Consider the following 25,775-nt stretch of genomic DNA (forward strand, 5'->3'; position numbering starts at 1 on the left):
ACACGAAGGTGACGTGACAAGCGAAAACGTCTGTCCCGCAAAGTCCGATGATACTTGCCGACGGTTGCTCGTGGTTGTCGAACCTGCCTGTCCGGAGGAGGGGCCGCGGCCGGGAGCGCGGTGAAGCCGGCCGACTACGTGGCGGCGGGCGGGCGGCCGCGCTGGTCGAACCGCCGATCCGATCGGAAATCCGGTTGTCCGCTCGTGGCCGTGGATAGGTTTGTCGCGATTGTTCTGTTCGTGCAGTTCGGGGCGCTGCCCCGCCGGTCGAGGGTTGGTGTGGCCGGCGGTCGTTGTCGACGTTCGCGAAGGCGTCGGGCTGTACCTCTTTCCGGTTTCTGTCGGCGTTGCTTCGAGAGGACTTGTGATGGCTGGGGCTCAGCGAGGATCGGAGACCGGAGGAGTGGAGCCGATCGCGGTCGTCGGCATGGCGTGCCGGTTTCCGGGCGGTGTGACGTCGCCGGAGCGGTTGTGGGACGTGGTGGCCGCCGGTGGTGACGTGATCGGGGGTCTGCCGGTGGATCGGGGGTGGGACGTGGAGAATCTGTACGACCCGGATCCGGGCGCGGCGGGTAGGACGTACGCGCGATTCGGCGGCTTCGTGGACGATGTCGCCGGATTCGACGCGGACTTCTTCGGGATCTCGCCGCGAGAGGCCCTGGCGATGGATCCGCAGCATCGGTTGTTCCTCGAAAGCTGCTGGGACGCGATCGAATACGCCGGGATCGACCCGTTGTCGCTGCGCGGCGAGGCGGTGGGGGTGTTCGCGGGAATCATCAACGAGGAGTATCTGCCGATGTACGGGGGTGGGCGCGGCGACCTGGAAGGGCACATCGTGACCGGCAACATCACGAGTGTGGCCTCGGGGCGGGTGGCGTATTGCCTGGGATTGGCCGGGCCGGCGATCTCGGTGGATACGGCGTGCTCGTCGTCGCTGGTGGCGCTGCATCTGGCCGCGCAGTCGCTGCGCGCGGGTGAGTGCTCGATGGCGCTGGCCGGCGGCGTGACGATTCTGTGCAGGCCGGGCCCGCTGATCGAGTTCGCGCGGGCACGCGGCCTGGCGCCGGACGGCCGGTGCAAGGCGTTCGGCGCCGGTGCGGACGGTACCGGTTTCGCCGAGGGCGCGGGAGTGCTGCTGCTGCAACGGTTGTCGGAGGCGCGGCGCGACCGGCGGCGCGTGCTGGCGCTGTTGCGCGGCAGCGCGGTGAATCAGGACGGGGCGAGCAAACGGCTGACCGCGCCGAGCGGCCCGGCGCAGGAGCAGGTGATCCGGGCGGCACTGGCCCAGGCCGGGCTGCGGCCGGCGGACGTGGACGTCGTCGAGGCGCACGGTACGGGGACGCGGCTCGGTGATCCGATCGAGGCGCACGCCCTCGCGGCCACCTACGGCCGGGCGCACAGTCGGCAGCGGCCGTTGTGGCTCGGGTCGTTGAAGTCGAATATCGGGCACACCCAGGCCGCCGCGGGCGTCGGGGGAGTGATCAAGATGGTGCTCGCGATGCGGCACGGAACCTTGCCGCGGACCCTGCATGCCGAGGAGCCGACCCCGCGCGTGGACTGGGATGCCAGCGGGATGTCGGTCCTGTCGGCGGCACGGCCGTGGGAGGCCGGGCCGTCCCCGCGCCGGGCGGGTGTGTCGTCGTTCGGCGTCAGCGGAACCAACGCGCACGTCGTTCTCGAAGAGCCGGAACCTGTTGACGCCGAGGGATTTTGCCCACCTGACCGGTCCGCAGGTGCGGGGGAGGAGGGCGAACTGTGCGGTGTCGGAGGCGATGTCGTCGTGTGGACGGTGTCGGGGCGGGGGCAGGCGGCGTTGCGTGCGCAGGCGGCCGGGGTGGCGCGGCAGGTGCGGGACCTGCCGCCGGCACCGACGCCCGGTGCGGGTGACGTGGTGGCCGACGTCGCGGTGTCGCTGGCCCGGCGGTCGCGGCTGGAGCATCGCGCGGTGGTGATCGGCCGCGACCTCGGCGCTCTGCTGGCGGGGTTGGACACGGTGGCGGGTGCGACCGACGGCGATCACGCGGAGGACGTGGTGTCGGGTTCGGTGGTGTCCGGCGCGGAACGTGGTGTGGTGCTGGTGTTTCCGGGGCAGGGCACCCAGTGGCCAGGGATGGGCCGTGAGCTGTGGGAGACGAGTGCGGTCTTCCGCGACACCGTGACCGCGTGTGCGCGGGAACTGGATCCGCTGGTCGGGTTCTCCGTCACGGACATGGTGCTCGGGCGCGAGCCGATGCCGACGACGACGCTGCCCGGCGGCGGCGTGGTCGAGCGGGTGGACGTGGTGCAACCCGTCCTGTTCGCGGTGCTGGTGGGTGTGGCGCGAGTGTGGCAGTCCTGGGGCGTGCCGGTGGCCGCGGTGGTCGGGCATTCGCAGGGCGAGATCGCCGCGGCGTATATCGCGGGTGGCCTGAGCCTGTCCGACGCGGCGCGGGTGGTGGCGGTGCGGTCGCGTGCGGTGCGGGCACTGTGCGGCGAAGGATCGATGCTGGCACTGGCGGTGCCGCGCGCGAAGGCCGAGGAGCTGGCCGCGCCGTGCGTCGACGTGGACGTGGCGGCGGTCAACGGTCCGGCCGCCACCGTGCTCGCCGGACCGGTGGCAGGTCTGCGAGAAGTGTTCCGGGCCTGCGAGGGTCGCGGCGTGCGCGCCCGGTGGATCCCGGTGGACTATGCCTCGCACTCGCCGCAGGTCGAGCGGGTCGAGAACGAGGTGCGGACCGGACTGACCGACCTCGATCCCCGCGACGGCGACATCCCGTTCTATTCCACGCTCACCGGCGACGCGATGCGCACCCGCCACCTCGACGCGCGGTACTGGTACGACAATCTGCGGCAGCCGGTCCTGTTCGCCGACACCGTCGAGGTCCTGGCCCGCGCGGGCTATCGGGCCTTCATCGAAGTCGGTGCGCATCCGGTGCTGTTGCCCGCGGTACACGACATCGTCCGGTCCGCGGCGACCGACGGCGATGCCGCGGACGAGTCCGTCGTGGTGGTGGGTTCGCTACGCCGTGGCGAGGGCGGCGTGGACCGGCTGGTGCGGAGTGCGGCGGAGGCGTACGTGCGCGGGGTGGATGTGGACTGGACCCGGATCCTGCCTGCGGGACGGCTGATCACCTTGCCGCCCTACGCTTTTCAGCGTCGAAGGTTCTGGTTGGCGTCGAACTCCGCCACAGTCGTCGCCGCGTCGGGCGGCTGCGTCGCCGACGCGGCCTTCTGGGATCGAGTGGACCGCGGTGACGTCGACGCCTTGGCGGGTGATCTCGGGGTCGACGCGAATATCCCGCTGCGGGAGCTTGTTCCGGCACTGGCGGCGTGGCGGCACCGTCGTGACCGGAATGCGACAGTCGACCGATGGCGATACCGGATCGCCTGGCGTGCGCTGCCGGCCACGCCTACCGGTCCGGCACACGGGAAGTGGCTGGTGGCCACACCGACCGGCAACGACCGAGCCCGCGTGCTCGCCGCGCGGATCGCCGCGGCACTGGAAACCGCCGACGGCGCCGCACCGATCGTCGACCTCGACACCACGGCGCCGGACCGCACGCTGTGGACCAAGCAGCTGGGCATGCACGAGGGTGTCGACGGCGTCGTATCCCTGCTGGCCCTCGATGACCAGCCGGTCGGCGAGCACGCCGTCGGCGCACCGGCCACCGTGGTGCTGACGCAAGCGGTGCTGGATTCGCGCCGCCCGCTGCGAGTGTGGGCGGTGACCCGCGGCGCGTTCGACTCCGTTGGCGCACTGCGGGATTGGCGGCAGGCGCAGCTCTGGGGTGTCGGGCGGGTCATCGGGCTCGAACACCCCGACGTGTGGGGAGGCATGATCGATCTTCCCGAGGAACCGTGTGAGACCGGCATCGTCCACCTGGCGGCGATCGTGAACGGACACGGTGGTGAGGACGAGATCGCGCTGCGCGACACCGGACCCTACGGTCGACGCCTCGTCCGCGCAGATTCCGGCGGCACCGCGGATAGCTGGCGTGCCCGCGGCACGGTGCTGATCACCGGCGGTACCGGGGGCCTGGGACGCCGCGTCGCGCAGTGGATGGCGTCGCGCGGCGCGGAGCATCTCGTGCTGGTCAGCCGCAACGCCGGTAGGGCCGCCGGTACGGCGACGCTGCGCGCCGAACTCGAACGAGCCGGTGCGCGAGTCACTTTCGCCGCGTGCGATGTGGCCGACCGTAGCGCGGTCGCCGACCTGCTGGCGGCTCTGTGGCAGGCCGGTGACCGTGTGACGACCGTCGTCCACGCCGCGGGCATCGCTCCCGAGCGCCCGATCCGCGACCTCACCGTCGCCGAATTCACGGCGGTGACGAGCGCGAAGGTCGCCGGTGCGCTGCATCTGCACGACCTGCTCGCCGAGCATCCGCTCGACGCGTTCGTCCTGTTCTCCTCCAACTCCGGGGTCTGGGGCAGCAGCGGCCACGGCGCGTACGCCGCGGCCAACGCCGCGCTGGACGCACTGGCCGGACACCGCCGATCCACCGGGAAGACGGCGACCTCCATCGCCTGGGGCGCGTGGGGCGGCACAGGACTCGCGGCCCGTCCGGAGGTGCGGCGTGTGCTCGACCAGCGCGGAATCCCGGCGATGGATCCCGACCTCGCGCTCGCGGCGATGGGCCGCGCGCTCGCCGACGACGACACCGTGCTGTCGGTGGCGGATGTCGACTGGCGCCGCTTCGCCCCGGCCTATACCGCCACCAAACCACGCCCGCTGCTCGACGACATCCCCGAGGCCCGCGCTGCGCTCGAACCGCCTGGCGCCGAGCGGGATTCGACAGAGCCGCAGACCGCCATCGAGGCCGCACCGGCCCGCGACGACCTGGCTCGGCTACCCGTCGACCGCCGCCGCGCCACCCTGGTCGCCTTGATCCGTCGGCATGCGGCCGCCGCGCTCGGACACGACACCACCGAACGTGTCACCGCGGACACACCCCTGATCGAGGTCGGGCTGGATTCCCTCGGCGCGCTCGACCTGCGCAACCGTCTCACGCGCGCCGTCGGGCTGCAGGAGCGGCTGCCCACCAGTCACATCTTCCAGCACCCCACCCCGCACGCCCTGGCCGCGCACCTCGATGCTCTCCTCTGCGGGACCGCCTCGACCGCCCCTGCCGATCTGCCCACCGAGATCCGGCTCGCCGAGGACATCACCCCCGCCGGGACGATCACCGCCACGCCCCTCGACGCGGCGCGGCACGTCCTACTGACCGGAGCCACCGGGTTCGTCGGTGCCCACCTGTTGCGGCATCTTCTCGAAAGCTCCACCGCGACAGCGCATTGCCTGGTTCGCGCCGACGACGCCGAACACGCGCGTCAACGGTTGCTCGACACCGCTCGCCATTACGGTCTGATGTGGGAAGCGGACCGGGTCGTCGCCGTGCCCGCCGATCTGGCCGCGCCCGGCCTCGGTCTCGACACCGCCACCTACGAACGGCTCGCCCGCACCGCCGACGCGGTCGTGCACGTCGGCGCGGCCGTCGACGTGCTGCACCGCTACGCCGACGTCGCGCCCGCGAATGTCGCGGGCACCGAGGAGATCCTGCGCCTGGCCGCCCGGCACCGCAGCGTTCCCGTCCACCACGTCTCCACCATCGGCGTGTTCCCGGCTCGGACCGCCGGGCAGCCGCCAGCCTGCGAACACACCCCGACCGGGCCCGTGACCGCGTTGCTCACCGGATACGCTCAAACCAAGTGGGCCGCAGAGCAACTCGTCGGGCTCGCGCGCGACCGCGGCCTGCCCGTGTCGATCTACCGCCTGTCCCGCGTCTTCGGCGACCGCCACCGCGGCGCCTGCCAGGACAACGACCTTATGTGGCGAATCATCAAGGGCTGCATTCGGATAGGCGCGGTGCCGCACCCGGTCACCGCCAGTGACGACATCATCCCGGTCGATCACGCTGCCCGCTCGGTTCTCGCGCTCGCCGCCCGGCCCGACACTCTCGGCGGCACCTACCATCTCACCAACGCCGCTCGTACCCCGTTCGCGCACTTGGTATCCGCTGCCCGGGCGCACGGATACCGGCTCGACGACGTCGCGCCGCGCGCATGGGCCGAACGAATTCGAGCCGACGACGGCAACGCCGCACAGCCCGTACTCGAAACGTTTCTCCGCCTCATGCTCGATACCGACCTCGCCGACCGAGCCGTCTACGACAGCGCCGCCACCCATCGGCGACTCGAACGACCCTGCCCGCCTATCGATTCCGACACGCTCGCCGCGCACCTGCGCTTCTTCGCGGCCAACGGCTACCTACCCGAGCCGGCCGCGCGATGATCAGCAACCATCCGGATTCGAAGCGACCGCTCTACACGACGGATCCCGCCGCCCCGGACTGGAGCGTCCAGTCGACCGGACAGGCACGGTTCACCTGGGAGTACGACGACGGCCGGGACCGGCTGCTGGCCCTCTACCAGAAGGGCAAGGACAAGCAGTGGGACGGCGCCAAGCGCATCGACTGGTCCCTCGAGGTCGACCCGTACGACCCGCTGGGTGTCCCCGACCAGGGCATGGTCGTCTACGGCACCCCCTACTGGGACAGGATGAGCGAGCAGAACAAGCGAGACCTGCGCCGCCACTACGCTTCCTGGCAGTTCAGCCAGTTCCTGCACGGCGAGCAGGGTGCGATGGTCTGCGCCGCGCGCATCGTGGAGTCCGCGCCCGACCTCGACGCGAAGTTCTACTCCGCGACCCAGACCATGGACGAGGCCCGGCACGCCGAGATCTACGCGCGCTTCCTCCACGAGAAGGTCGGGATGCTGTACCCGATCAACGACCACCTGCAAGCTCTGCTGGGCGATACGTTGCGCGATTCCCGTTGGGACATACCGTATCTGGGCATGCAGGTGCTGGTCGAGGGACTGGCGCTGGCCGCTTTCGGCATGATCCGGGACACGACGGACAAGCCGCTGCCCCAGCAGATCCTGGCCTACGTCATGCAGGACGAGGCCCGGCACGTGGCCTTCGGCCGGATGGCCCTGCGCGACTACTACAAGCAACTCACCGACGCCGAACTGCGCGAACGCGAGGAGTTCGTCATCGAGGGCTGCTACCTGATGCGCGACCGGCTGCGCGGGGACGAGGTCTTGGAGAACTTCGGCATTCCGCGGCGAGAGGCTGGGAAGTTGAGCGAGGAGTCGAAGTCCCTGGGCCTGTTCCGCAAGCTTCTGTTCAGCCGGATCGTGCCGTGCGTCAAGGACATCGGGCTGTGGGGCGAACGTCTGCAGCGCGCCTATGTCGACATGGGAGTCTTCGACCTGGGCGATTCGAACCTCGACCTGTTGATGGTCCAGGACGAGGAGACCGCGGAACGGCTGGACGCCGAGCGCTTCGCGGCGGAGGAAGCGGAACGCGTGGCGGAGGTGAAGGAGGCAATTCGGCAGGGGGCGGAGTCGTAGGTTATCGAGTTACCGCCGACGGTCCGGCCGGTCCGAGCAGGTCCCACCGGTTTCCGGCGATATCCAGGAAAACCGCCACCTGGCCGTACTTTTCGGTGCGCGGCTCGGTCACGAACGTCACGCCGGACTCGACCAGCCGCCGATATTTCTCGGTGAAGTCGTCGACGCGGAGAAAGAACCCGACGCGCCCCGCGACCTGCTCACCCACCGCCTCGCGCTGCCTGTCGCCGTCCGCCCGAGCCAGCAGAATCCCGGTGTCTCCCGCCGGCGGCCGAACGACAACCCACCGCTTGGGCCGCCCGTCGTTCGTGAACGACGGCGAGTCCTCGACCAGGTCGAAACCCAGCTTGCCGACGAAGAATTCGATAGCGGAGTCGTACTCGTCGACGATGATCGTGATCAGCTCCAGATGCACGCTGCGAGCGTAGAACGAGCAATGGGAGAATGCAGTGGTGGGTTTGCCCAGGGACGAAGGTGCCGAGCGGGTTCGCGCTATTTTCACCTCGGCGGTGAGCGACGGCCTACGGCCGGAATCGGTGAGCGGCGCGTCGGACGAGGACATCGATGCCTGGGCAGGCGAACAGGGTGCCCGCGCGGTCCCGGCCGCCGTTCGCGCCGTGCTCCGGCTGATCGGCCGGAATCACGGCCTGTGGCTGCCGGGCAGCTCACTCGGAGTCGATCAGGTATCTCGGCAGGCGAAGTCACATTTGCTCGCGACCCTGCCGACCTGGGGCGCACCCCTCGATGATCCCGAGGGCTCGCTCGTTCTGGTCGAGCACCAGTCGTACACATTCCACGTCATCGACGGTCCCGACCTAGGCTTGGACGACCCGCCCGTCCACCTCCTCACCGAAGGCGAAGACCCCGAAAAGCCATGGGCCAGCGTGTCCTTCTGGTTCCGTGCGATAACCCCCGATATTGCGCGCTACCGAGAACGCCTGGAAGTAATGCGGGAACTCGGCCGCCACCGCCTACCGCACTGGGCTCGATACATCGAACCCGCCGAGAGCTGAGCCGACCCCACCAGGACGGGTTTGAGGATCGATAGAGCGTCTACCCGATCAATGTGCCCCCTGCCGCGAACCGCCTCGCGTGACAGGGGGCGCATTCACGCTCAGACCCCGACGCCGAGCCAGGCCGCGAAGCCCTGGAGGCTGTCGGTGCGTCGGCGCTGAGCTGCCGCGATGCCGTAGACGGTTTCGCGCACCGACGGGTGCAGCCGGGTCTGCTGGGGTGCGACTCGGCGTGCCTTGTTCAGCGCCGCCAAGGCTTGGTCCGGCTTTCCGATCATCAGCCAGGCGCGGCTCACATCCTGCCAGTGATGTCCGGCCCGGGATCGTGCGAGGGAATCGGGAAGGATCAGCTCGGAGCCCGTTCGGGCCGCGATTCCCGGGTCGCCCGCTTCCAACTCGACTCCGATGGCATGAATTTCGGTGTTCATCGGACCGAACAGCGTTTCATACGAACGCGTTTCGTGGCCGAGACGGGCCGCCAACACCCGCGCCGCCGTGAGGTGGTCTCGTGCGGTGTCCACACGCCGTGCGCGGGCGGCGGCAACCGCTCCCGCTAAATGCGCTGCGCCCCTGACCGACAGCTCTCCCTCACTGGGACCGTCGATCGCCCCGACGACCTCGTCGACCAAACGCAGCGCGATATGCGTGCTGTCGTGATACATCAACAGCCGGGTGCGGAGTATCTTGCCGAGCGCAATGTGCAACGGATCGCCGGATCGCGCTGCGGCCCAATCGAATCGGTCGATGGAGGGCACCGTGAGCGCCATGTGCCCGAAGCGTCGGCAGAGGCGGTCGGCAGCGTTGTATGCGCCTGCGAGGAGCGCGTACACGCGCGGCTGTGGGTCGAGATCCACTGCACCATAAAGCTTTCGGATCAGGCCGGGCAATGCTGCGAGCGCTCGACGACTCTGGCCCGCCCTGTCCGCATCGTTGACGGCGGCCAGCTCGGCGCTCAGCTCCTCATAGGTACCGGGTTCCGTGCCGCGCACATACTCGCCTTCTGACAGGATCGCCCGCAGCTCCGACAGCCCGTCCAATGGACCGTCCGCGTCCAGGACATCCCGATACGGCTGACCGGTCAACAGCTCCGGCTCCACACCGAGGATGCGCGCGGCGGCAGCCAGCAGCGCCGGGCTGGCCGGCCGCCGCCCCTGCTCCACCGCCCGCAACATGCTCGCGCTGTACCGCAACCGGTCCGCCAACTGCTGCTGCGACAGCCCGGCCAGCTTCCGCTCCCGAGCAATCGCTTCCCCTGCGTGCTGAGCCCTCATGTGCCCATGGTGCGCCAGTAGCACTTCTGTGTCACTCCGCGGCCCCCCGCGCTGCCAATCTCTTGACTCAGCAGCCGTCGGCGAACCGGACGACGGGCACACCCGATCGGGACCATCTGCGACGGGTGCCACCAGGAAGTCGTGAGGAACAGGAGACAGCGATGCGATATCGTCCTACCGCGCTGGGGTGGGTGGATCCGGACGTAAGTACCGCGCCGGTCTGGGACCGTGCCCAAGTCGGGCGGCTCGCGCGCCGCCTCGGTTATCTGATCGTCTGGCCGGAACCGTCGCTGATTCCGCTGATCGACCAGGTACGCAGCGCCGACGTGGACGCTGTGATCACCTTGTCGCCCGCGCATCTGACGCCACTCACGCTGAACGGCTTGATGAACATCACAGACGTTGAAACCCTCTCCCCGAGACTAACTTTCGCACGCTGGTCGCTCATTCGAGAGGGATGTACCGTATGAGGTGGCGAAGTCGCAATGAAATCACCGTGCAGGGCATCCGCGATCGGATCGGGCAAGAGCAGAGCGCGCTCGGATGGACGCACGACGCGCCCCTCGGGCCGATTTCGCTCGCTCGGGCGCACGCGATCATGCAGCAGCATCGGGAGTGCGCGACGGAGGATTGTCCCCGCAAGCGGACGGCATTCCGAACCTTGATCGAAGCCGGACGAGTCAAGCCGGATTCAGGGCGGAATCGCTGAATTGTTTTGTAGCGGTGCAGGTTGGGAGAGGAGCGTGCAAGCGTGAGCGTCGACCGAGGCGGAGCACACTGGTTCAAGAGTAGCCGTAGTCAGGCAGGTAAAGAATGCGTGGAGGTTGCTTTCTTCGATGATGGTGTGGTCGGAGTTCGTGACTCCGAGAACCCCTCGGGTCCGGCTCTGGCTTTCACGCCCTTCGAGTGGGATGCGTTCGTCGGCAGCATTCGCAACGGGGCACTCGCGTTGTCGGCAGTGTGAGAAGGTTTGATCGTGAGCGAAGCGACCTCTGGACTCGTTCTCGCACGGTACGACGCGGTCGGCACGCTGGGCTTGGCCGACGAATTGAAATCTGTCTATCTCGCTTCTCATCGAGATCAGCAAGGGGACCCGTGGTACGCGCCCGATAGGTTCTGGGAGCGTCTGAATCAGATCTATGCCCCGATACCCGAGTTCGAGTTGGTGACGGGAAGGGTCGACGGGGCTTTGATCGGATACGCGTTCGGGACGCCGTACCGTCGGCCGGAAGAGGTGTGGGACAAGGCGACGCATGCGTTTCCCGCGCTGGGCCGGGCAGCATCCGGGCCGGTCTACATATTCCGCGAGTTCGCTGTGCATCCCATGGCGCAGGGCAGAGGTTACGCCCGCCGCATCCACGACGCTCTGCTCTCGGAACGTCCGGAACCGCTGGCCTACCTGCTCGTGCGGGTGGGGAATCCGGCACGCGAAGTCTACGAGTCGTGGGGTTGGTGCCTTATCGGACAGACACAGTCATTCGCCGACTCGCCCGTCATGGACGAGTTGGCGAGACCGCGGACGATAAATGGCTCGAAGGGGGCAGCGGCACTGACTTAGCATCGCCCGGTGGTGGATGTGAATCGGCAGTGGGTGGTGCGGCGGCGGCCGGATGGTTGTTTGCGGGATGACGACTTCGAGTTGAGGAGTGCGTCTGTGCCTGTGCTGGGTCAGAGGGAAGCTCTGGTCAGGGTGCATTGGCTGGGTATTGATCCCACGCAGCGCGGCTGGTTGAACGATGGCGACAACTACATCGAAGGTGTGGCGGTCGGGCAGGTGATGCGGGGGAGTGGGGTTGGGGAGGTGGTTCGGTCTTGCGATTCGCGGTATCCGGTCGGGAGTTGGGTGGCGGGGGTGGTGGGGTGGCAGGACTATGTGGTGGCGTCCGAGGGTGGGTTGTTCGGGCTGAATGTGATTCCCGAGGGTGTGCCGCCGACGCTCATGTTGAGTCTGTATGGCGCGCCCGGGTTGACGGCGTATTTCGGAATGACCGATGTCGGTCGTGCCGAGGCAGGGCAGACGGTGCTGGTGTCGGCGGCGGCCGGGGTGACCGGGTCCATCGCGGGACAGATCGCGAAAGCATTGGGCTGCAAGGTTATCGGGATCGCTGGTGGGTCGCGCAAATGTTCCTGGATCGTCGATGAAGCCGGGTTCGATGCCGCCATCGATTACAAGCACGACGATATCGACGCCTGTCTGGCCCGCTCGGCCCCGGACGGCATCGACGTCTTCTTCGACGGCGTCGGTGGCCGCATCCTCGAACACGGTCTCGCGCACCTCGCCCGCCGTGCTCGCGTCGTGCTGGCGGGAGCCATCTCGACCGGCTACCAAGGCACCGACCCCTCACACGGGCCGCGGAACTACATGCGCCTGGCCATGGAACGGGCGCGCATGGAAGGCTTCATCTTCCTCGACTACCTGGACCGCTTCCCGGAAGCCTTCACCGCGTTGCACGACTGGCACGACCAGGGCCGCCTCACCATCGCGGAAACCGTCAGCGGCGGATTGGAATCCGCGCCGAGCGCATTGCGTGCGGTCTTCGAGGGCGGCAACCTCGGCAAGCAACTGGTGCGCGTCGCGCCCTACTAGAGCAACGCGATGGCAATGCGCTCCAGCATTATTCGGACTTCACCGGCGTACGAACGACAGCAGGGAAGCCACCGATAACCCCTTCACTTTCCAGCGAACGAATCTCCGCCTCGGAAAGCCCCAAGCCCGTGAGCACTTCAACGTTGTGCTGCCCGAGCAGCGGGGCAGGGGAGCGGTGGAACCGGTCGGGGCCCGCGGAGAAGCGCGCCGGAACCGTGCTGTGACGGGCGGTTTCGGCCACGGGATGGGAGACGGGCTCGAAGAAACCGCGGTGGTGTAGCTGCGGCAACTCGACCTGCCGGTGCGGCTGCATGACCTTGGCGACGGGAACCCCTGCGGCCCAGAGCGTTCGGACGATCTCGTCGCTGTCGCGCGCGGCGCACCATTCGGCCAGATGCTCGTCGATCAGAGAGTGGTGGCGGCGGCGTCCCTCGGCGGCGGCGAGTTCCGGCGTGAGCGCCCAGAACGGGTCGCCGAGCGCGGTTCGCAGTGCGCGCCACTGCGAGTCGGTGGCCACGGCGATCGCGACCCAGCAGTCCGCCCTGCCGAATTCGTCCAGCCCGGCGGCGCGGTAGAGGTTCTGCGGCGCGGCCGCCGGACCGCGGTTGCCGTCGCGTTCGAGCAGCGCGCCGTAGGCGGAGTACTCGATCACCTGCTCGGCGGCGACATTGAGAGCGGCATCGACCATCGCGGCCTCCACCAGCACCCCGCGCCCGGTCGTGCGACGGTGTTCCAAGGCCAGCAGCAACGCGTTCAAGGCGTGCACACCGGCGTTCGGGTCGCCGATCGAGTACGGCTCCAACGGATTTCGGTCCCGGTGCCCGGTGAGCCAGGTGAGCCCCGACGTGTCCTCGATGATGTACGCGAAGGCCGGATTGTCGCGCCACGGCCCGTCGAGACCGAATCCGGGCATACGCACCATGATGGTGTCGGGGCGCAGTGCGCGCAGCACCGGATAGTCCAGTCCTATCTGCTCGAGCACCCGCGGCGTGTAATTCTCCACGACGACATCGCAAGTGGCCGCCAACCGCTGCAACAGCTCCCGCCCGCGCTCGGATCGGAAGTCGACGGTGATGCCCTTCTTGCCGGTGTTCAGCCCGGAGAAGATCGGCGACTTCTCCCACCACTGCTCCTCCGACGCCGGCACCCCGGCGATGAGCCGCGTGCCGTCCGGCCGACCCGCCGACTCGACATGAATGACCTCCGCGCCGAGCATGGCGAGAAAATGCGTGCAGGACGGCCCCGCCCAATACGTCGTCAGGTCCAGCACGCGAAGTTCCCGGAACGGCAACGGATCCGGGCGCACCTTCGCGGTCCTGGCGCGGCGCGGCGCCCGGACGGCACGGTACCGCTCGGTGTCCGCGCCGAGCCGGGGAGCGGGCGCGGGACCGCGCACCAGACCGGGCCGGGTGCGGTAGGGCGGACCGGGTTGCACGAAACCGTCGCGCGGATTCACCGTGAACGCCTGCCGCGCGACATGATGATCCATGGTGGTGGCGTTGGCCCCGTTGACAACCGGGCCGTTGGGAATCCGGAACGCGGTCGCGAGGTCGCGGATCACCTCGGCCGGCTGCTCGGCCAGCCACGCGAAGATCTCCGGCGCGTGCTTGCCGGCGCGCTCGGTGATCGACAGGTCGCCGTCCGCATCGATCCACTCGGTGTGCCCGACCATCGCGCACAGGTCGAACCACTGCTGCGCGGTGCCGCAGCCCAGCGCGACCAGCCCGTCGGCCGCCGCCGCCACCCCCGGCACGCTGAGCCGCCGCTCGGTGCGGAACGGCCGCCCCAGCGCCTCGAAGAACGACACGGGAAAGTAAGTGAGACCGAGGATCTGGGTCTCCAGCATCGAAAGATCCACCAGCTCGCCCGTGCCCGAGCCGAGCATGCGCAGCCGCGAGGTCATGGCCACCGCGGACGCGTAGGCCCCCGCGAACCATTCGCCGACCCGCCCGCCGACGTGCACCGGCGCCTGCTCCGGCGCGCCGCGGCCGAGCCCGACGATGCCGCCGGACCACGCCTGCAGGGTGAATTCCGTGGCCGCGCGCCCACTCCAGGGCCCGTCGAGCCCGAACGGCGTGATCGCGGTGACCACCAGATGCCGGTGCGCGCGCCGGATCGCCGCCGCGGTGAACCGCTCGTGGTCGGCGAGCCGTGAGCCCGGCGACCAGATCACCATGTCGGCCGACCCCAGCAACTCGGCGATCAGGTCCAGATCGGCGGGCACCGCGGGATCGGCGACCACACTCGCCTTCCCGCCGGCCAGGAAGCTGAACAACGCACCGTCACAACCGTTGTCGAGGACAGCGCCCGACGCCGACCAACGCCGCAGCGCATTGCCCTCCGGCGGTTCGATCGCGACCACCTCCGCGCCGCCGTCGCGCAGCAGTTTCGTGCAGTACGCCCCGGCGATGCCGCTCGACAGGTCCACCACGACGCACCCGCGCAGCGGCGGCTCGACGGCCTGCCCGTCGGGTGTGGAACTTCTCGATGCCATGTCTCCCACCGACTTTCGCCGTGCGGCGCACCGGTTCCGGTGTCGCCACGGAACTTCCGGACAGCGCCCGCTACTCCGGTTCGTCGCGGCCCGATTTGCTCAGCCGGAACTCCGGCGGGAACTGCGCGTCGTTGTCCTTCACCGAATTGTTCAGCCCGTTGTCGAAGGCGTTGTCCAGCATGAGTTCGTCGTCGTCGGCGTGGATGTGCCCGCCCATCGACTCGAAGAAGCCGCTCAGCAGGCTGCCCATGTACTCGCCCTGGTGCTGCTTCATAACCTCGAAGAAGATCTTCTGCATGAACACCGTGTCGGTGGGCCGGTTGCGCGCGCACGCCCGCGCGTACTTCTCGGTCTCGGCCTCGAGTTCCGCGCGGGGCACGACCTTGTTGAGGAAGTTGCAGTCGTACATCTCCCGCGCGCTGAACGCGCGCCCGGTGAACACCATCTCCTGGAACCGCCGCAGCCCCATGGTCTGCGCCCACGTCCACATCCGCGGGCCCCAGCCGTAGTACCGGAACGAGGGATGCCCGAACAGCGCGTCGTCCGAGGAGATCACGAGATCCGCGTCGGCGGCCTGGTAGAAGTGCCAGCCGTAGCAGTAGCCCTTCACCTCGACGATGCTGATCTTCTTGAACTCCTGCAAGCTGCGGCAGCCGGCCTGGGCGTTGGCGTACCACTGGCTGATGGTGGCGCCGTGCCGGAAGGACTCCTTCGACGGATACCGCACCTCGTCAGGGCCGATCTTGTACTCGGCCAGCCGCGGACCCTGGTCGGGCGAGTTCTGCACCGCCATGAACTCGGGCAGGTCCGCGCCGCTGCCGAGGTCGTCGCCCGCGCCCCGCACGACCAGCACCTTCACCTCGTCGTCGACGCTCGCGCGGTGCAGCAGGTCGGCGTAGCGCAGCCGCGCCGCCACGGTGGGCGCGTTGAGCTGATCGGGACGGTCGAAGGTGATGGTCGCGATGCGCGTCTTCGGATCCTTGGCGTAGCGGATGATCTCCTCGGCCGGTGGCCGGCCGGAATTCCCCGCGGACTGCTCTGAACCGGGCATGGGTCGGGCTCCTTTGCCGGAGAGGGTAGGGAAGTGGTCGCTACCGCCCCTGTAGCGGACAGGCGGGAAGGTGGTCGCTGCCTGGCCCCTGTAGCGGACAGGTAGGGAGGTGGTCGCCGCCCCGTAGCGGACGAGTCCTAGTGCTCCCAATGCGGTGCGGTGGTCAGCACTTCACAACCGTCGTCGGTGATCAGCACCGCGTCGCGGCCGAACACCGCGCCGACGCCGGACTGCCACACGTAGCCGGTGACCGACAGCACCATGCCCGGCTCCAGCCGCTCGGCGTCGGCCGTGGCCCGCAGCTGCGGCGAGACGACCGGCGGGTCGAAGCCCATGCCGAGCCCTCGCGCGACCGGCATCGCGGGCAGCGGTTCGCCCGCGCGCTCGTAGGCGGCGAGCAGTTCCCCGGCCGCCGCGCCGGGTCGGCAGACCTCGATCAGCCTGTCCCACAGCGCATCCCAGCGCCGGTACAGCTGCGCGGCGTCGGGACCGGCGGTGCCGACCGGATAGGTCCGTCCCACCTCGCCGATGTACCCGTCGCCGAGGACACCGGCCGAGATCGCCACCAGATCGCCTGATCGCACCAGCCGGTCGGCTCCGGCGCGACGCCACGGGTGCTCCTTCGACGTCACCCACACCGAATCCTGCGACGCCGGGGTACTCACCCCACCGGCGGTCATCGCCTCCAGCAGCACCCCGATCAGCCTTTGCTCGCTGCCGCCCGGCGCCAGCGCGGCAACCGTGGTCGCCAGCCCCGACTCGGCCACCCGCAGCGTATTGCGCAGCACCGCAACCTCTTCGGGCGTCTTGACCCGCCGCGCGGTGCGCATGGCCTGCTCCCCGTCGACCAGTTCGGCATTCGGGAACGCCAGCGGCAGCAGCTTCGCGAAGCTCGGCGAGAGCGCGTCCGTGCCGACCCTTTTCGCGGTGGCCGCGCCCTCGATGTCGCGCAGCACCCCGATGGTGGTCATCGGATTCCATGCGAGCCCGTAGAGGTGCTCGTGCGGAATGTCGTCGGGAATGCCCTCGTCCCAAGTGCTCAGCAGGTGCACCGCGCCCGTGTCGCGCACCACGGTCGCCACCGGACCGAACGGGCGGGTCCCGGCAACCCACAACTGCGGCGCGCCCGCCAGGTAGCGGGCGTTGGCCTGCCGGCCGAGGACGAGGATGTCCAGGTCATGGGCTCGCATCTGTGCCAGTGCGCGATCGCGCCGCCCATGCCGCAGGGCGCGATCGTCGGGCATCACCTCAGTGGCCATAGGGCGCATACGGGTAGTCGGTGAGGGCGATCGAGCCCTCCTCGGTGATCACGATGATTTCCTCGCTTCGATAGCCGCCGGTGCCGTCCTCCCAGACCACCGGCTCCAGCACCAGCACCATGTTCGGCTCGAACACGAAGTTCTCGTCGAACTCGGGACCGAGATCGGTGCCGATCATGGGTGTTTCGGCCGCGCTGACCCCGATCCCGTGGCCGAGATAGAAGTGCGGCAGCCAAGGTTTCACTCCGTCGTTGGCGGCCGTCGCGGCGCGCGCCAGATCGGCCGCGGTCGCCCCGGCGCGTGTCACATCCATTACGGCGGTGAGGATTTCGTGCCAGCGCTCGAACTGCTTCTGCTGCCGCGCGTTCGGCTCCCGCCCCACGATCCAGGTGCGGCCGAAGTCCGAGCAGTAGCCGCCGTAGGTGATGCTGACGTCGGTCCACAGCACGTCCCCGGCCCGCAGCTCGCGTTCGGTGGACAGCAGCGGCAGCGCCAGGTCGCCGTGGGTGGTCCAGACGCCCTCCGCCTTGGTGTCGGGCATGACCTGCCAGATCGCCTCCAGCATGGTGGCGGTGGCGCCCAGTTCGAAGGCCTGGCGGATGAACCGCGCGGACAGATCGATCTGCCGCCGCCCCGGCGCGAGCGCCGCCTGCACATCGACCATCGCCCGATCGGTGATGCGGGCGGCGGTGCGGATGCAGGCGATCTCGTCGGGCGTCTTGATCAGCTTCGCCGGACCGACCACCAGCGCGGCGTCCGACGGCGGCCCGCCGGGGAACAGCCCGCTCCGCGCCCGGCGCATGGCCCCGGTGCACTCGTCGACCGCCACGGTGGAGCCGGACGGGATCAGGCCGGCGAGCAGTTTCGCGAATTCCGCTACGCCCTCGTCGAATTCGAGATACACCGGCCCGTGCAGATGGTCGGCGGGCAGGTCGGACTCCTCGGCGGTGCCCTCGCGGAACGGCAGGAACAGATGCGGCCACGGGTCGCCCGCGACCACGACCGCGACCGGCCGCTCGACATGGGACAACCCGGCGTCGCCGAGCGGCCAGTTGGTGCCCGTGGCGTACACGACATTGCTGTTGTTGAGCAGGACCAGCGCGTCGACGCCTTGCTGAGCCATGACCGAGCGCAGCCGCGCCCCGGTCTCGCGCCGCAGGCGCGCCCGATCGGGCGTCTCGGGGATCACGAGGGACGGCGCGCCGGTGGTGGAAGTCGTCATGGCTACAGGCCCAGGAAGTCGGTGACGTTGCCGCTGACGATCTTGGCGGCGTCCTCGGGGCCGACCGCCGCCACCACGCCCGCCAGGGACTTTTCCGAATAGCCCCAGGTGCTTTCGTTGTGCGGGTAGTCCGAGGACCACATCACCCGGTCGCGGCCGATGTGGTCGATCAGCGACAGGCCCAGCGGATCCACCATGAACGACGCGCGCATGTGGTTGTCCCAGTAGTACCGCACCTCGTGCTCGATCGGGCGGTTGTACATGTGCTGATAGGAGGCGTTCATGTGCTCGGCGTCCTGGATCGCCGAGGGCACCCAGTTGATGCCGCCCTCGAACCAGCCGATGCTCAGCCCCGGATGCCGGTCGATGATGCCGCTGAACACGTACTTGGAGAACAACTCCCGGAACGGCGCGACATTGTGCATCATGCCGACCACCACGGAGTTGACCTCGCACGGCGCCGACAGCGGCGATTCGCCGATGTGGTGGGAGACCGGCACCCCGGACTCCTCGATCGCGTCCCACACCGGGATCATCGCGGTGCTGCCGTAGTCGATGACCTTGCCGTCGTCGTCCTTGCCGGCCGAGAGCGGCAGCAGAAATGTCTTGAGCCCCAGCGACTTCAGCTCGTCGAGGGTGCGGCGCGCGCCGGCCGGGTCCCACCAGTTGATCAGGCCGACACCGTAGAACGAGCCGCCCGAGCGCTCCTGCAGATCGGCGATGTACTCGTTGTACACCCGGAACGCCAGCTCCCGGACCTCCTTGTCCGGGTAGAACAGCAACGCCAGCAACGCATTCGGGAACGCGAGCTCCTTGGCGATGCCGTCGGCGCGCAGATCCGCCGCCCGCGCTTCGATATTGGCGCTGCCGGACCCGTCGAGCGGGTCGTACTGCATCAGGACGCTGCTGAAATCGCCTGGCAGGAAAGACTTTCCCTTGCGGCCGATCTGGTAGGCGCCGTCCTCGTACCAGATCCGCGGCGCGCGGTCCTTCATGCTCTCCGGGAACCGCTCGTAGAAGATGTCGTCGGCCAGCGAGATGTGGTTGTCGGCCGAGAACACCTCGGTGCCGGCGGGCAGGCCCACCGAGCCCTCGGCGTGACCGCGGCGGTCTTTGGGCGGCCCGAAACCGCCCGGCGGGTACAACGAAGCACTGCTGGTCGAAACCGACATCTTGACCCTCCATCGGAGCTGTTCGTGTCGCGGTATGGGAATAAAATTATCACAACAGGAGAGTGGCGTATACATAAGTCGGCTATACGCGGGCCACTTCTGGTGTCTCAACTGCGAGAATGGCATTACCGTCAAGTGCTGCAGGGATCGATGTGCGGTGAGACCCTTGTCACATCGGCCGAACCAACCTACTGTGTGTTCACTAGGTTTGTGGAAGAGAGCGTCTCGTGACTACTCCCCGTCCCTACGCCTCCCTGCTCGCCAAGGGCGAAGACCGCCGGCAGCGCATTCTGCGCGTCGCCCAGCGGCTGCTCACCCGAAACGGCTGGCGTAGTACGACTCTGGCCCAGATCGCCCGCGAAGCGGGGGTGAGCCCGGCCGGACTGTTACACCATTTCCCCTCCAAGGACCAGCTGTTACACGCGGTGCTGGACGCCCGCGACGCCGCCGACCTCGAGGGCACCGACCTGCGCGGCGACCTGATCGTGGAGATCGGCAAGGTCGCCGAGCGGATCGAACGCTCGCCGGAGCTGGTGGGGACCTTCGTGGTGATGCTGGTGGAGAACCTGATGCCCGACGCTCCCCTGCACGACCGCCTGCTCGACCGATGGAAGATCGCCGTCGGCATCGTGGCCGACATCATCCGGCGCAACCAGGAGATCGGACGGTATCGGCCCGACCTCGATCCAGACATCCGGGCTATCGAAATCGTCGCTTTCATCAATGGAATGGAGATCTCATGGCTGCTCGACCACTCGATCCCGCTGACCGAGGTGTTCAACGAGTACACCCGGTCGCTGGCCCGCGACCTAAGACCGGACGCGCAACGATGAGGTACCGCCTCGACGTCGTCGCCACCAGCATCGTCGACGTGGTCGAGCACGCCGGGGGCTGGCTGTTCGACCGCGCCGTCGCCGGGTGGGACGTGACGGTGCTGCTCGCCGATCTGTCGGATTCGCGCCCGCTGCGCATCCTCGGGGCCGAGACCCTGGACCTGGAATCGGTGCTCGCCGCGGGCGGGCAGGGGCGGCGGCCGCACGCGCTGGCAGTGGGGTGCGAGGTGTGCGAGGGCGACCCGCGCGCGCGGCGCGGCCTGCTGAAAGCGTTGGGAGACGGCGGAATAGAGGTCGTGGTCTGGGGTGAGGGCTGGCGGACCCCGCCGGAGCACCGGGTCGATCCGGTGCTGCACCGGCTGAGCGTGGCCGCCCAGGCCTTCAAGGCCCAGGCCCTCACCGCCGCCGCCGTGCCGTCCGCCGCGGTCGGGGCCACCGAGGTGTTCCGCAGCGGCGTGTCGGCCGCGCCGTCGATCGGCGCGGACCTGAGCCCGGTGGGTTGATTCGCCGTCCCCGCCCGCCGCGAGCGGGCGGGGAATTTGTGCCGCGCGTGATCGAAACGCGCGGCCGGGCAGGGGAGTTGTGCCGCGCATCGACGGGATGCGCAGCAGGGCAGGGTGTTTGTGCCGCGCGCTGCGTAATGCCGCGGGGAGTCGTTGCGTGGGGCGAAAGTCCGGCGGCTCAGTCCCAGAGCGCGCCGCAGGGAAGGGGAGGCAGGTCCGGGGATACCTCGTCGTCGACCGTAACCACCAAGCCCACGCTCGCGAGCTCCGCCATGATGTCCGCGATCTGTTCCGCGCAGGCCTGGTAGTCCATGGCGAACGCGCCGGTCTCGATCCGGATGTGCCGGACCCGCCGCGGTTTCCGTGCGGCCGGTCCGCCCGCACCCCGATACTCGGTAACCTCGTTACTCACCGGCGCGATCATGTCATCGTCCTGCCTCACCGCGCGAGCCGGGCGACTCGCTTTCGACGGAAGTGCGCGACGAGTAGGCCGGCGACCAGCAGCACGGCCAGGCCGCCGTAGCGGGTGGCGTTGTTCGCGCCCGCGGCGGCGAGGATGTCGATCGGCTCGGCCGCCTTGCGCGGCGCGGGACTCTCGGAAGTCGTTGCGGCGGAGTCGTTCTCCGCCGTGCCGGGAAAGGCCGAGACGGTGCCGGGTGGCGCGGCGGGCGTCGCCGCGGTGATCTCGTCGGCCAGATTGGTGGCGAACTGGCCGATCAGCGTGCCCGCTACATCGGCCAGCGCACCGCGCCCGAACTGCGCCGGCTTGCCGGTGATCGACAGGTCGGTGTCGACGAAAACGTCGGTGGCGCCGTCGGATTCGACGAGCTTGCAGGTGATGGTCGCCTTCGCGGTGCCGTTGCCGCGGGTCTCCCGGCCGCGGCCCTCGAGCACCGCGATACCGGCCGCCTCGTCCTGCGACACGACCTTGATGATGCCGCTGTAGCTCAATCCGACCGGTCCGAGCTTGACCTTGATCTTGCCGTGGAAGTCGTCGCCCTCGCGGGAGGTGATGGTGGCGCCGGGCACGCAGGGCGCGATGCGTTCCAGGTCGAGCAGCACCGACCAGGCCTGTGCGGCCGGGACCGGGATGCTGAAGGTGTTGTCGAGTTTCATGGGAAGTCCTTCACAGGGTGTGGTTCGCGTCGGCCGCGGCGCGCACCGCGCGGATGATGCCCTGGTATCCGGTGCAGCGGCAGAGGTTGCCGGAGACGGCGTCGCGGATCTCGGCGTCGGTCGGGTCGGGATTGTCGCGCAGGAACGCGGTGACCGACACGATGAAGCCGGGAGTGCAGAAGCCGCACTGCAATCCGTGCTCGTCGCGGAAGGCCGCCTGCACCGGCGACAGTTCCCCGTCGGGTCCGGCCACGCCCTCGACGGTGGTCAGTTCGGCGCCGTCGGCCTGCGCCGCGAACACCAGGCAGGAACGCACCGCGGCACCGTCCAGCAGCACCGTGCAGGCGCCGCAGACGCCGTGCTCGCAGCCCAGGTGGGTGCCGGTGAGGCCGCAGCGTTCGCGCAGATAGTCGGCCAGGGTCAGGCGGGCGGGCACCCGGTCGGTGCGCCGCGCGCCGTTGACGCGGACCTCGATGTCGACCTCAGTCATTGCTCGCCTCCTGTACGGCGCGCCGCCAGGCGCGCGCCAGCATTGCCGCCCCGACCCGGCGCCGGTAGTCGGCGGAGCCGTGGACGTCCGAGGAGACGGAGTCGAGCCCGCTCGTCGCCGAACGGCCCACCTCCTCGGCGGATATCGCCTCGATCGGGCGGCCCGCCAGCTCGGCCTCGGTCCCGGACGCGCGCACCGGGGTGGGCGCGAGTCCGAACAGGCCGATCGCGCACCGGTCGACGCGCGAGTCGGCGTCGAGCCGCACCGCCACGGCGGCCCCGGCCATCGCGAAATCGCCCTTGCGCCGGGCGAATTCCTCGATCGCGAAACCGCAGCGGCCGCGCCACACCGGGAAGGTGATCGCGGTGACGATCTCGTCCGGGGCCAGCTCGGTGGTCCACATGCCGGTGAAGAACTCCGCGGCGGGAATCGTCCGTGTCCCGCGCGCGGACAAGGCCTCGATCCCGGCGTCGAGGGTCAGCGCGACCACGGGGTATTCGGCCGCGGCGTCGGCGTGCGCGATCGCGCCGCCGATCGTGCCGCGGTTGCGGATCTGGAAGTGCCCGATCAGCGGCGTGGCCCGCGACAGCAGCGGTACCGCGCGGCGCACCTCCTCGGACTCGCCGACGGCGGAATGCGTTGTGCCCGCGCCGATCCGGATCGAGTCGGGCCCGGACTCGATGCCGCGCAACTCGGTCGGCCGGCGGAGGTCGACGAGGTGGTCGAAGACGGCCAGTCGCAGCGCCAGCATCGGCACCAGACTCTGGCCGCCGGCGATGACCTTGGCCTCGTCGCCCAGATCGGCAAGCAGCGCAACGGCTTCCGCCGCGGTGGACGGCGCGTGGTATTCGAAGGCGGCCGGTTTCATCGGTTCCCCTCCCCGGCGGCGCGGGCCCGCTCGATCATGGTGACGATCCGCGACGGCGACAGCGGCAGCTCACGGATCTCCACGCCGAACGGCGCGAGCGCGTCGGCGACCGCGTTGAGGACCGCCGGGGTGGAGCCGATGGCGCCGCCCTCGCCGACGCCCTTGAAGCTGCCGGGCCCCGGGCTCGGCGTCTCGACGTGCCCGACCTCGATGGTCGGCACTTCCGCCGCCGTGGGCAGCAGATAGTCCAGAAACGTTGTCGCCACGGGGTTTCCGCTCTCGTCGTAGGCGAGGTGCTCGTAGAGCGCGCCGCCGATGCCCTGCACGGTGCCGCCGTAGATCTGGCCCTCCACCACGCTCGGGTTGATCATGGGGCCGCAGTCCTCGCTGACGATGTAGCGCAGCAGCGTCACCTGGCCGGTCTCGATGTCGACCTCGCAGGTGCACACGTGGGTCGCGTTGGCCCAGATGGCGATCTGCGGCGTCTTGTACCGCCCGGAGGACTCCAGGCCGGGCGACATGCCCGGTGGCAGCGAATCCGCTTGGAAATAGGCGATATCGGCGATCTCGGCCAGGGTGAGGGTGGCCTCCGGGTTGCCGCGCACGGTGGCGCGGCTCGCGGCGAACTCGATCTCCTCCGGCGTGGTGTTCAGGCGGTGCGCGGCGATGGCGCGGATCTTCTCGCGCAGCACCGAGGCGGTCTGCTCGATGGCGCCCGCGGTCATCGAGCCCGACCGGCTGCCGCCGGTGCCGCCGCCGAACGGGGTGATCGCGGTGTCGCCCTGGATGGTTCGCACGTCGGCGAGTGTCGCGCCGATCGCGTCGGCGGTGAGCTGCACGACGGTGGTCTCGAGGCTGTTGCCGGCCGAACCGCCCGCGACGTAGACGTTGACCTTGCCGCTCGGCTCGATCCGGATGGTGGCGCCCTCGGTGGCCAGGAACGGGCTGGCGCCGGTGGTCGGCTCCAGATAGGTGCAGGTGCCGACGCCGAGATAGCGGCCCTGGGCGCGGGCCGCGCGCTGGTCCGCGCGGAACGCCTCGTAGTCCAGCATCTCGATCGCCTGCTCCAGGGTCTCCAGCGGCGACACGTGGTCGTGCGGCATGCCGTTGGCGTTGGCGCGCGGGAATTCGTCGCGCCGCAACATGTTCCGCCGCCGCAGCTCGATCGGGTCGATGCCGAGCTGCCGGGCCGCGTGGTCGAGCAGCACCTCGCGGCTGACCGACTCGAACTGCCACGGCCCGCGATAGGCCACCCGCCCGACGGTGTTGGAGTACAGGAACTTCGCGTGGAACGAGGCCTCGGTGATCCGGTACGGCCCGGGGAACAGCATGCCGACCGGGATGCCGCCGACGATCGGTGAGGGCGTCGGATAGGCGCCGACATTCTGGACGTGCGCGATGGACGCGGCCAGGATGGTGCCCTCGGCGTCGAACGCCATGGCGACCTCGGCGTGCTCGTGCCGGGACATGCCCGAGGCCATCAGGTTCTCCTGGCGGTCCTCGATCCACTTGACGGCGAGGCCGAGCTTGCGGGCGGCCAGCAGGGCGCAGGTCTCCTCCCGCAGGGGCAGCTGCTTGAGCCCGAAGCCGCCGCCGGTGTCGCGGGCGATGACCCGGACCTGGTGCTCGTCGATGCCGAGCAGCCGGGCGCAGAACGCGCGCACCTCGTGCGGGGACTGGGTGGAGATCCAGATCGTCATCTCCGCGGTGGGCGCCGACCACTCCGCGACGACGCCGCGGGTTTCCATCGGCACCGGCAGATAGGCCTGCTGAAAGATCTCCTGCCGCACCACATGTGCGGCCGAGTCGAAGATCGGCGCCAGGTCCGCGGCGGGGCGGCCGCCCATCTCCCCGGCCGAATTGCCCGCGAAACCGGCATGGACCAGGTTGGGGGACTCGGCGGCGGTGGTGTAGTCGACCACCGGGTCCAGGGGGTCGTAGTCGATGACGATCTGCTCGACCGCGTCCTCGGCCACGTACCGGTCGACGGCGATCACCAGCGCGACCGGGTCGCCGACGAACCGGACCTCCTCCTCGGCCAGCGGCGGCCGGGGGATGGGCGGCATGCCCGCCATGTCCAGGTCGTAGGAGATCTCGTGCGCGCCGGGGTTGAGGTCGGCGGCGGTGTAGACGGCGAGCACCCCGTCCAGCTCGAGCGCGGCGGACACGTCGATCTCGCCGATCCGGGCGCGGGGCAGCGGGCTGCGCACGAAGCAGGCGTGCGCCATGCCGGGGCGGGTGACGTCGTCGACGAAGGTGCCCGCGCCGGTGACCAGGCGGGCGTCCTCGAGGCGCGGCACCCGCGTGCCGACGACGGTGCTGGTGGCGGTTTCCGTGGTGCTCATCGGGCGGCTCGCCGCCCGCGCCGCCCGGCGCCGCCGGGCAACGGTCTGGTCGAAAACATCCGGCTGATCCTTCTGTTCGCCTCGGATACGGACCGAGCGCCTGCTGAGCATGTGTCTAGCATTAGCGTTCCCGCAGTGTCAATGTCATATATGTCGAATATG

21 protein-coding genes are annotated in these 25,775 nt (G+C 69.3%); 9 read left to right on the forward strand and 12 right to left on the reverse strand.

Annotation, left to right across the window (positions count from 1 at the left end):
• Positions 1 to 367 precede the first annotated feature (367 nt).
• The gene (locus IU476_RS01095; protein WP_195095642.1) at positions 368 to 6,268 is read left to right on the forward strand and encodes a type I polyketide synthase; all 5,901 of its coding nucleotides are present in this window, start codon (positions 368 to 370) and stop codon (positions 6,266 to 6,268) included.
• The gene (locus IU476_RS01100; RefSeq protein WP_195095644.1) at positions 6,265 to 7,389 is read left to right on the forward strand and encodes a ferritin-like domain-containing protein; all 1,125 of its coding nucleotides are present in this window, start codon (positions 6,265 to 6,267) and stop codon (positions 7,387 to 7,389) included. The genes IU476_RS01095 and IU476_RS01100 overlap by 4 nt, the downstream gene beginning before the upstream one ends.
• A gap of 1 nt (position 7,390) precedes the next feature.
• Here IU476_RS01100 and IU476_RS01105 read toward each other — a convergent pair whose 3' ends face one another.
• Positions 7,391 to 7,804: a VOC family protein gene (locus IU476_RS01105; RefSeq protein ID WP_195095646.1), complete on the reverse strand. Its 414-nt coding sequence runs from the start codon at positions 7,802 to 7,804 to the stop codon at positions 7,391 to 7,393.
• Positions 7,805 to 7,838: 34 nt separating this feature from the next.
• On the opposite strand from IU476_RS01105, the gene IU476_RS01110 reads away from it, so the two are divergent.
• Positions 7,839 to 8,402: a hypothetical protein gene (locus tag IU476_RS01110; RefSeq protein ID WP_228822942.1), complete on the forward strand. Its 564-nt coding sequence runs from the start codon at positions 7,839 to 7,841 to the stop codon at positions 8,400 to 8,402.
• Between the two features lie 101 nt (positions 8,403 to 8,503).
• Here IU476_RS01110 and IU476_RS01115 read toward each other — a convergent pair whose 3' ends face one another.
• The gene (locus IU476_RS01115) at positions 8,504 to 9,673 is read right to left on the reverse strand and encodes a helix-turn-helix domain-containing protein (RefSeq protein WP_195095648.1); all 1,170 of its coding nucleotides are present in this window, start codon (positions 9,671 to 9,673) and stop codon (positions 8,504 to 8,506) included.
• 161 nt (positions 9,674 to 9,834) lie between these two features.
• Between IU476_RS01115 and IU476_RS01120 the strand changes: the two genes are divergently transcribed.
• The 4 genes from IU476_RS01120 to IU476_RS36945 all read left to right on the forward strand — a co-directional run bounded on the left by IU476_RS01120 (position 9,835) and on the right by IU476_RS36945 (position 12,260).
• Entirely contained in the window at positions 9,835 to 10,143 is a 309-nt protein-coding gene (locus tag IU476_RS01120) for a hypothetical protein (protein ID WP_195095650.1), read from the forward strand.
• Positions 10,144 to 10,424: 281 nt separating this feature from the next.
• Positions 10,425 to 10,637 (forward strand): DUF397 domain-containing protein, encoded by a 213-nt coding sequence (locus tag IU476_RS01125; RefSeq protein WP_195095652.1) that lies wholly within the window; start codon positions 10,425 to 10,427, stop codon positions 10,635 to 10,637.
• A gap of 12 nt (positions 10,638 to 10,649) precedes the next feature.
• The gene (locus IU476_RS01130; RefSeq protein ID WP_195095656.1) at positions 10,650 to 11,231 is read left to right on the forward strand and encodes a GNAT family N-acetyltransferase; all 582 of its coding nucleotides are present in this window, start codon (positions 10,650 to 10,652) and stop codon (positions 11,229 to 11,231) included.
• Positions 11,232 to 11,240: 9 nt separating this feature from the next.
• Positions 11,241 to 12,260, forward strand: coding sequence for an NADP-dependent oxidoreductase (locus IU476_RS36945; RefSeq protein ID WP_324193808.1), 1,020 nt, complete (start codon positions 11,241 to 11,243; stop codon positions 12,258 to 12,260).
• Between the two features lie 28 nt (positions 12,261 to 12,288).
• Here the strand turns inward: IU476_RS36945 and IU476_RS01140 are convergent, their stop codons facing one another.
• The 5 genes from IU476_RS01140 to IU476_RS01160 all read right to left on the reverse strand — a co-directional run bounded on the left by IU476_RS01140 (position 12,289) and on the right by IU476_RS01160 (position 19,458).
• Entirely contained in the window at positions 12,289 to 14,754 is a 2,466-nt protein-coding gene (locus IU476_RS01140; protein WP_195095659.1) for a CaiB/BaiF CoA-transferase family protein, read from the reverse strand.
• Positions 14,755 to 14,824: 70 nt separating this feature from the next.
• The gene (locus tag IU476_RS01145; protein WP_195095662.1) at positions 14,825 to 15,805 is read right to left on the reverse strand and encodes an enoyl-CoA hydratase/isomerase family protein; all 981 of its coding nucleotides are present in this window, start codon (positions 15,803 to 15,805) and stop codon (positions 14,825 to 14,827) included.
• Positions 15,806 to 15,942: 137 nt separating this feature from the next.
• On the reverse strand, positions 15,943 to 17,064 hold the full coding sequence (locus IU476_RS01150; RefSeq protein WP_195095663.1) for a M24 family metallopeptidase: 1,122 nt from the start codon (positions 17,062 to 17,064) through the stop codon (positions 15,943 to 15,945).
• Positions 17,054 to 18,286, reverse strand: a complete 1,233-nt coding sequence (locus IU476_RS01155; RefSeq protein ID WP_195095664.1) for a M24 family metallopeptidase — start codon at positions 18,284 to 18,286, stop codon at positions 17,054 to 17,056. Before IU476_RS01155 ends, IU476_RS01150 begins: the two co-directional genes overlap by 11 nt.
• Positions 18,287 to 18,288: 2 nt before the next feature.
• Positions 18,289 to 19,458: an amidohydrolase family protein gene (locus tag IU476_RS01160; protein ID WP_195095665.1), complete on the reverse strand. Its 1,170-nt coding sequence runs from the start codon at positions 19,456 to 19,458 to the stop codon at positions 18,289 to 18,291.
• A gap of 227 nt (positions 19,459 to 19,685) precedes the next feature.
• Between IU476_RS01160 and IU476_RS01165 the strand changes: the two genes are divergently transcribed.
• A complete protein-coding gene (locus IU476_RS01165; protein ID WP_195095666.1) occupies positions 19,686 to 20,291 on the forward strand; it encodes a TetR/AcrR family transcriptional regulator in 606 nt (201 codons plus the stop codon).
• Positions 20,288 to 20,794: a hypothetical protein gene (locus IU476_RS01170; RefSeq protein ID WP_195095667.1), complete on the forward strand. Its 507-nt coding sequence runs from the start codon at positions 20,288 to 20,290 to the stop codon at positions 20,792 to 20,794. The genes IU476_RS01165 and IU476_RS01170 overlap by 4 nt, the downstream gene beginning before the upstream one ends.
• A gap of 178 nt (positions 20,795 to 20,972) precedes the next feature.
• Here IU476_RS01170 and IU476_RS01175 read toward each other — a convergent pair whose 3' ends face one another.
• From IU476_RS01175 to IU476_RS01195, 5 genes are read right to left on the reverse strand one after another with little or no spacing between them, the layout of a single operon-like run.
• Entirely contained in the window at positions 20,973 to 21,206 is a 234-nt protein-coding gene (locus IU476_RS01175; protein WP_195095670.1) for a hypothetical protein, read from the reverse strand.
• A gap of 26 nt (positions 21,207 to 21,232) precedes the next feature.
• On the reverse strand, positions 21,233 to 21,910 hold the full coding sequence (locus IU476_RS01180) for an SRPBCC family protein (RefSeq protein ID WP_195095672.1): 678 nt from the start codon (positions 21,908 to 21,910) through the stop codon (positions 21,233 to 21,235).
• Between the two features lie 10 nt (positions 21,911 to 21,920).
• Entirely contained in the window at positions 21,921 to 22,400 is a 480-nt protein-coding gene (locus IU476_RS01185; RefSeq protein WP_195095674.1) for a (2Fe-2S)-binding protein, read from the reverse strand.
• The gene (locus IU476_RS01190) at positions 22,393 to 23,268 is read right to left on the reverse strand and encodes an FAD binding domain-containing protein (RefSeq protein ID WP_195095677.1); all 876 of its coding nucleotides are present in this window, start codon (positions 23,266 to 23,268) and stop codon (positions 22,393 to 22,395) included. Before IU476_RS01190 ends, IU476_RS01185 begins: the two co-directional genes overlap by 8 nt.
• Positions 23,265 to 25,613, reverse strand: a complete 2,349-nt coding sequence (locus tag IU476_RS01195; RefSeq protein WP_195095678.1) for a xanthine dehydrogenase family protein molybdopterin-binding subunit — start codon at positions 25,611 to 25,613, stop codon at positions 23,265 to 23,267. Before IU476_RS01195 ends, IU476_RS01190 begins: the two co-directional genes overlap by 4 nt.
• Between the last annotated feature and the right edge of the window lie 162 nt (positions 25,614 to 25,775).

Origin of the sequence: Nocardia blacklockiae, assembly GCF_015477355.1 — a bacterium.
GTDB lineage: Bacteria > Actinomycetota > Actinomycetes > Mycobacteriales > Mycobacteriaceae > Nocardia > Nocardia blacklockiae.

Coding starts and splice junctions, on each gene's coding strand:
- IU476_RS01155 (WP_195095664.1), bottom strand. CDS start 18,286: ATGACGACTTCCACCACCGGCGCGCCGTCCCTCGTGATCCCCGAGACG.
- IU476_RS01120 (WP_195095650.1), top strand. CDS start 9,835: ATGCGATATCGTCCTACCGCGCTGGGGTGGGTGGATCCGGACGTAAGT.
- IU476_RS01145 (WP_195095662.1), bottom strand. CDS start 15,805: ATGCCCGGTTCAGAGCAGTCCGCGGGGAATTCCGGCCGGCCACCGGCC.
- IU476_RS01140 (WP_195095659.1), bottom strand. CDS start 14,754: ATGGCATCGAGAAGTTCCACACCCGACGGGCAGGCCGTCGAGCCGCCG.
- IU476_RS01160 (WP_195095665.1), bottom strand. CDS start 19,458: ATGTCGGTTTCGACCAGCAGTGCTTCGTTGTACCCGCCGGGCGGTTTC.
- IU476_RS01185 (WP_195095674.1), bottom strand. CDS start 22,400: ATGACTGAGGTCGACATCGAGGTCCGCGTCAACGGCGCGCGGCGCACC.
- IU476_RS01195 (WP_195095678.1), bottom strand. CDS start 25,613: ATGAGCACCACGGAAACCGCCACCAGCACCGTCGTCGGCACGCGGGTG.
- IU476_RS01170 (WP_195095667.1), top strand. CDS start 20,288: ATGAGGTACCGCCTCGACGTCGTCGCCACCAGCATCGTCGACGTGGTC.
- IU476_RS01095 (WP_195095642.1), top strand. CDS start 368: ATGGCTGGGGCTCAGCGAGGATCGGAGACCGGAGGAGTGGAGCCGATC.
- IU476_RS01150 (WP_195095663.1), bottom strand. CDS start 17,064: ATGGCCACTGAGGTGATGCCCGACGATCGCGCCCTGCGGCATGGGCGG.
- IU476_RS01190 (WP_195095677.1), bottom strand. CDS start 23,268: ATGAAACCGGCCGCCTTCGAATACCACGCGCCGTCCACCGCGGCGGAA.
- IU476_RS01100 (WP_195095644.1), top strand. CDS start 6,265: ATGATCAGCAACCATCCGGATTCGAAGCGACCGCTCTACACGACGGAT.
- IU476_RS01180 (WP_195095672.1), bottom strand. CDS start 21,910: ATGAAACTCGACAACACCTTCAGCATCCCGGTCCCGGCCGCACAGGCC.
- IU476_RS01115 (WP_195095648.1), bottom strand. CDS start 9,673: ATGAGGGCTCAGCACGCAGGGGAAGCGATTGCTCGGGAGCGGAAGCTG.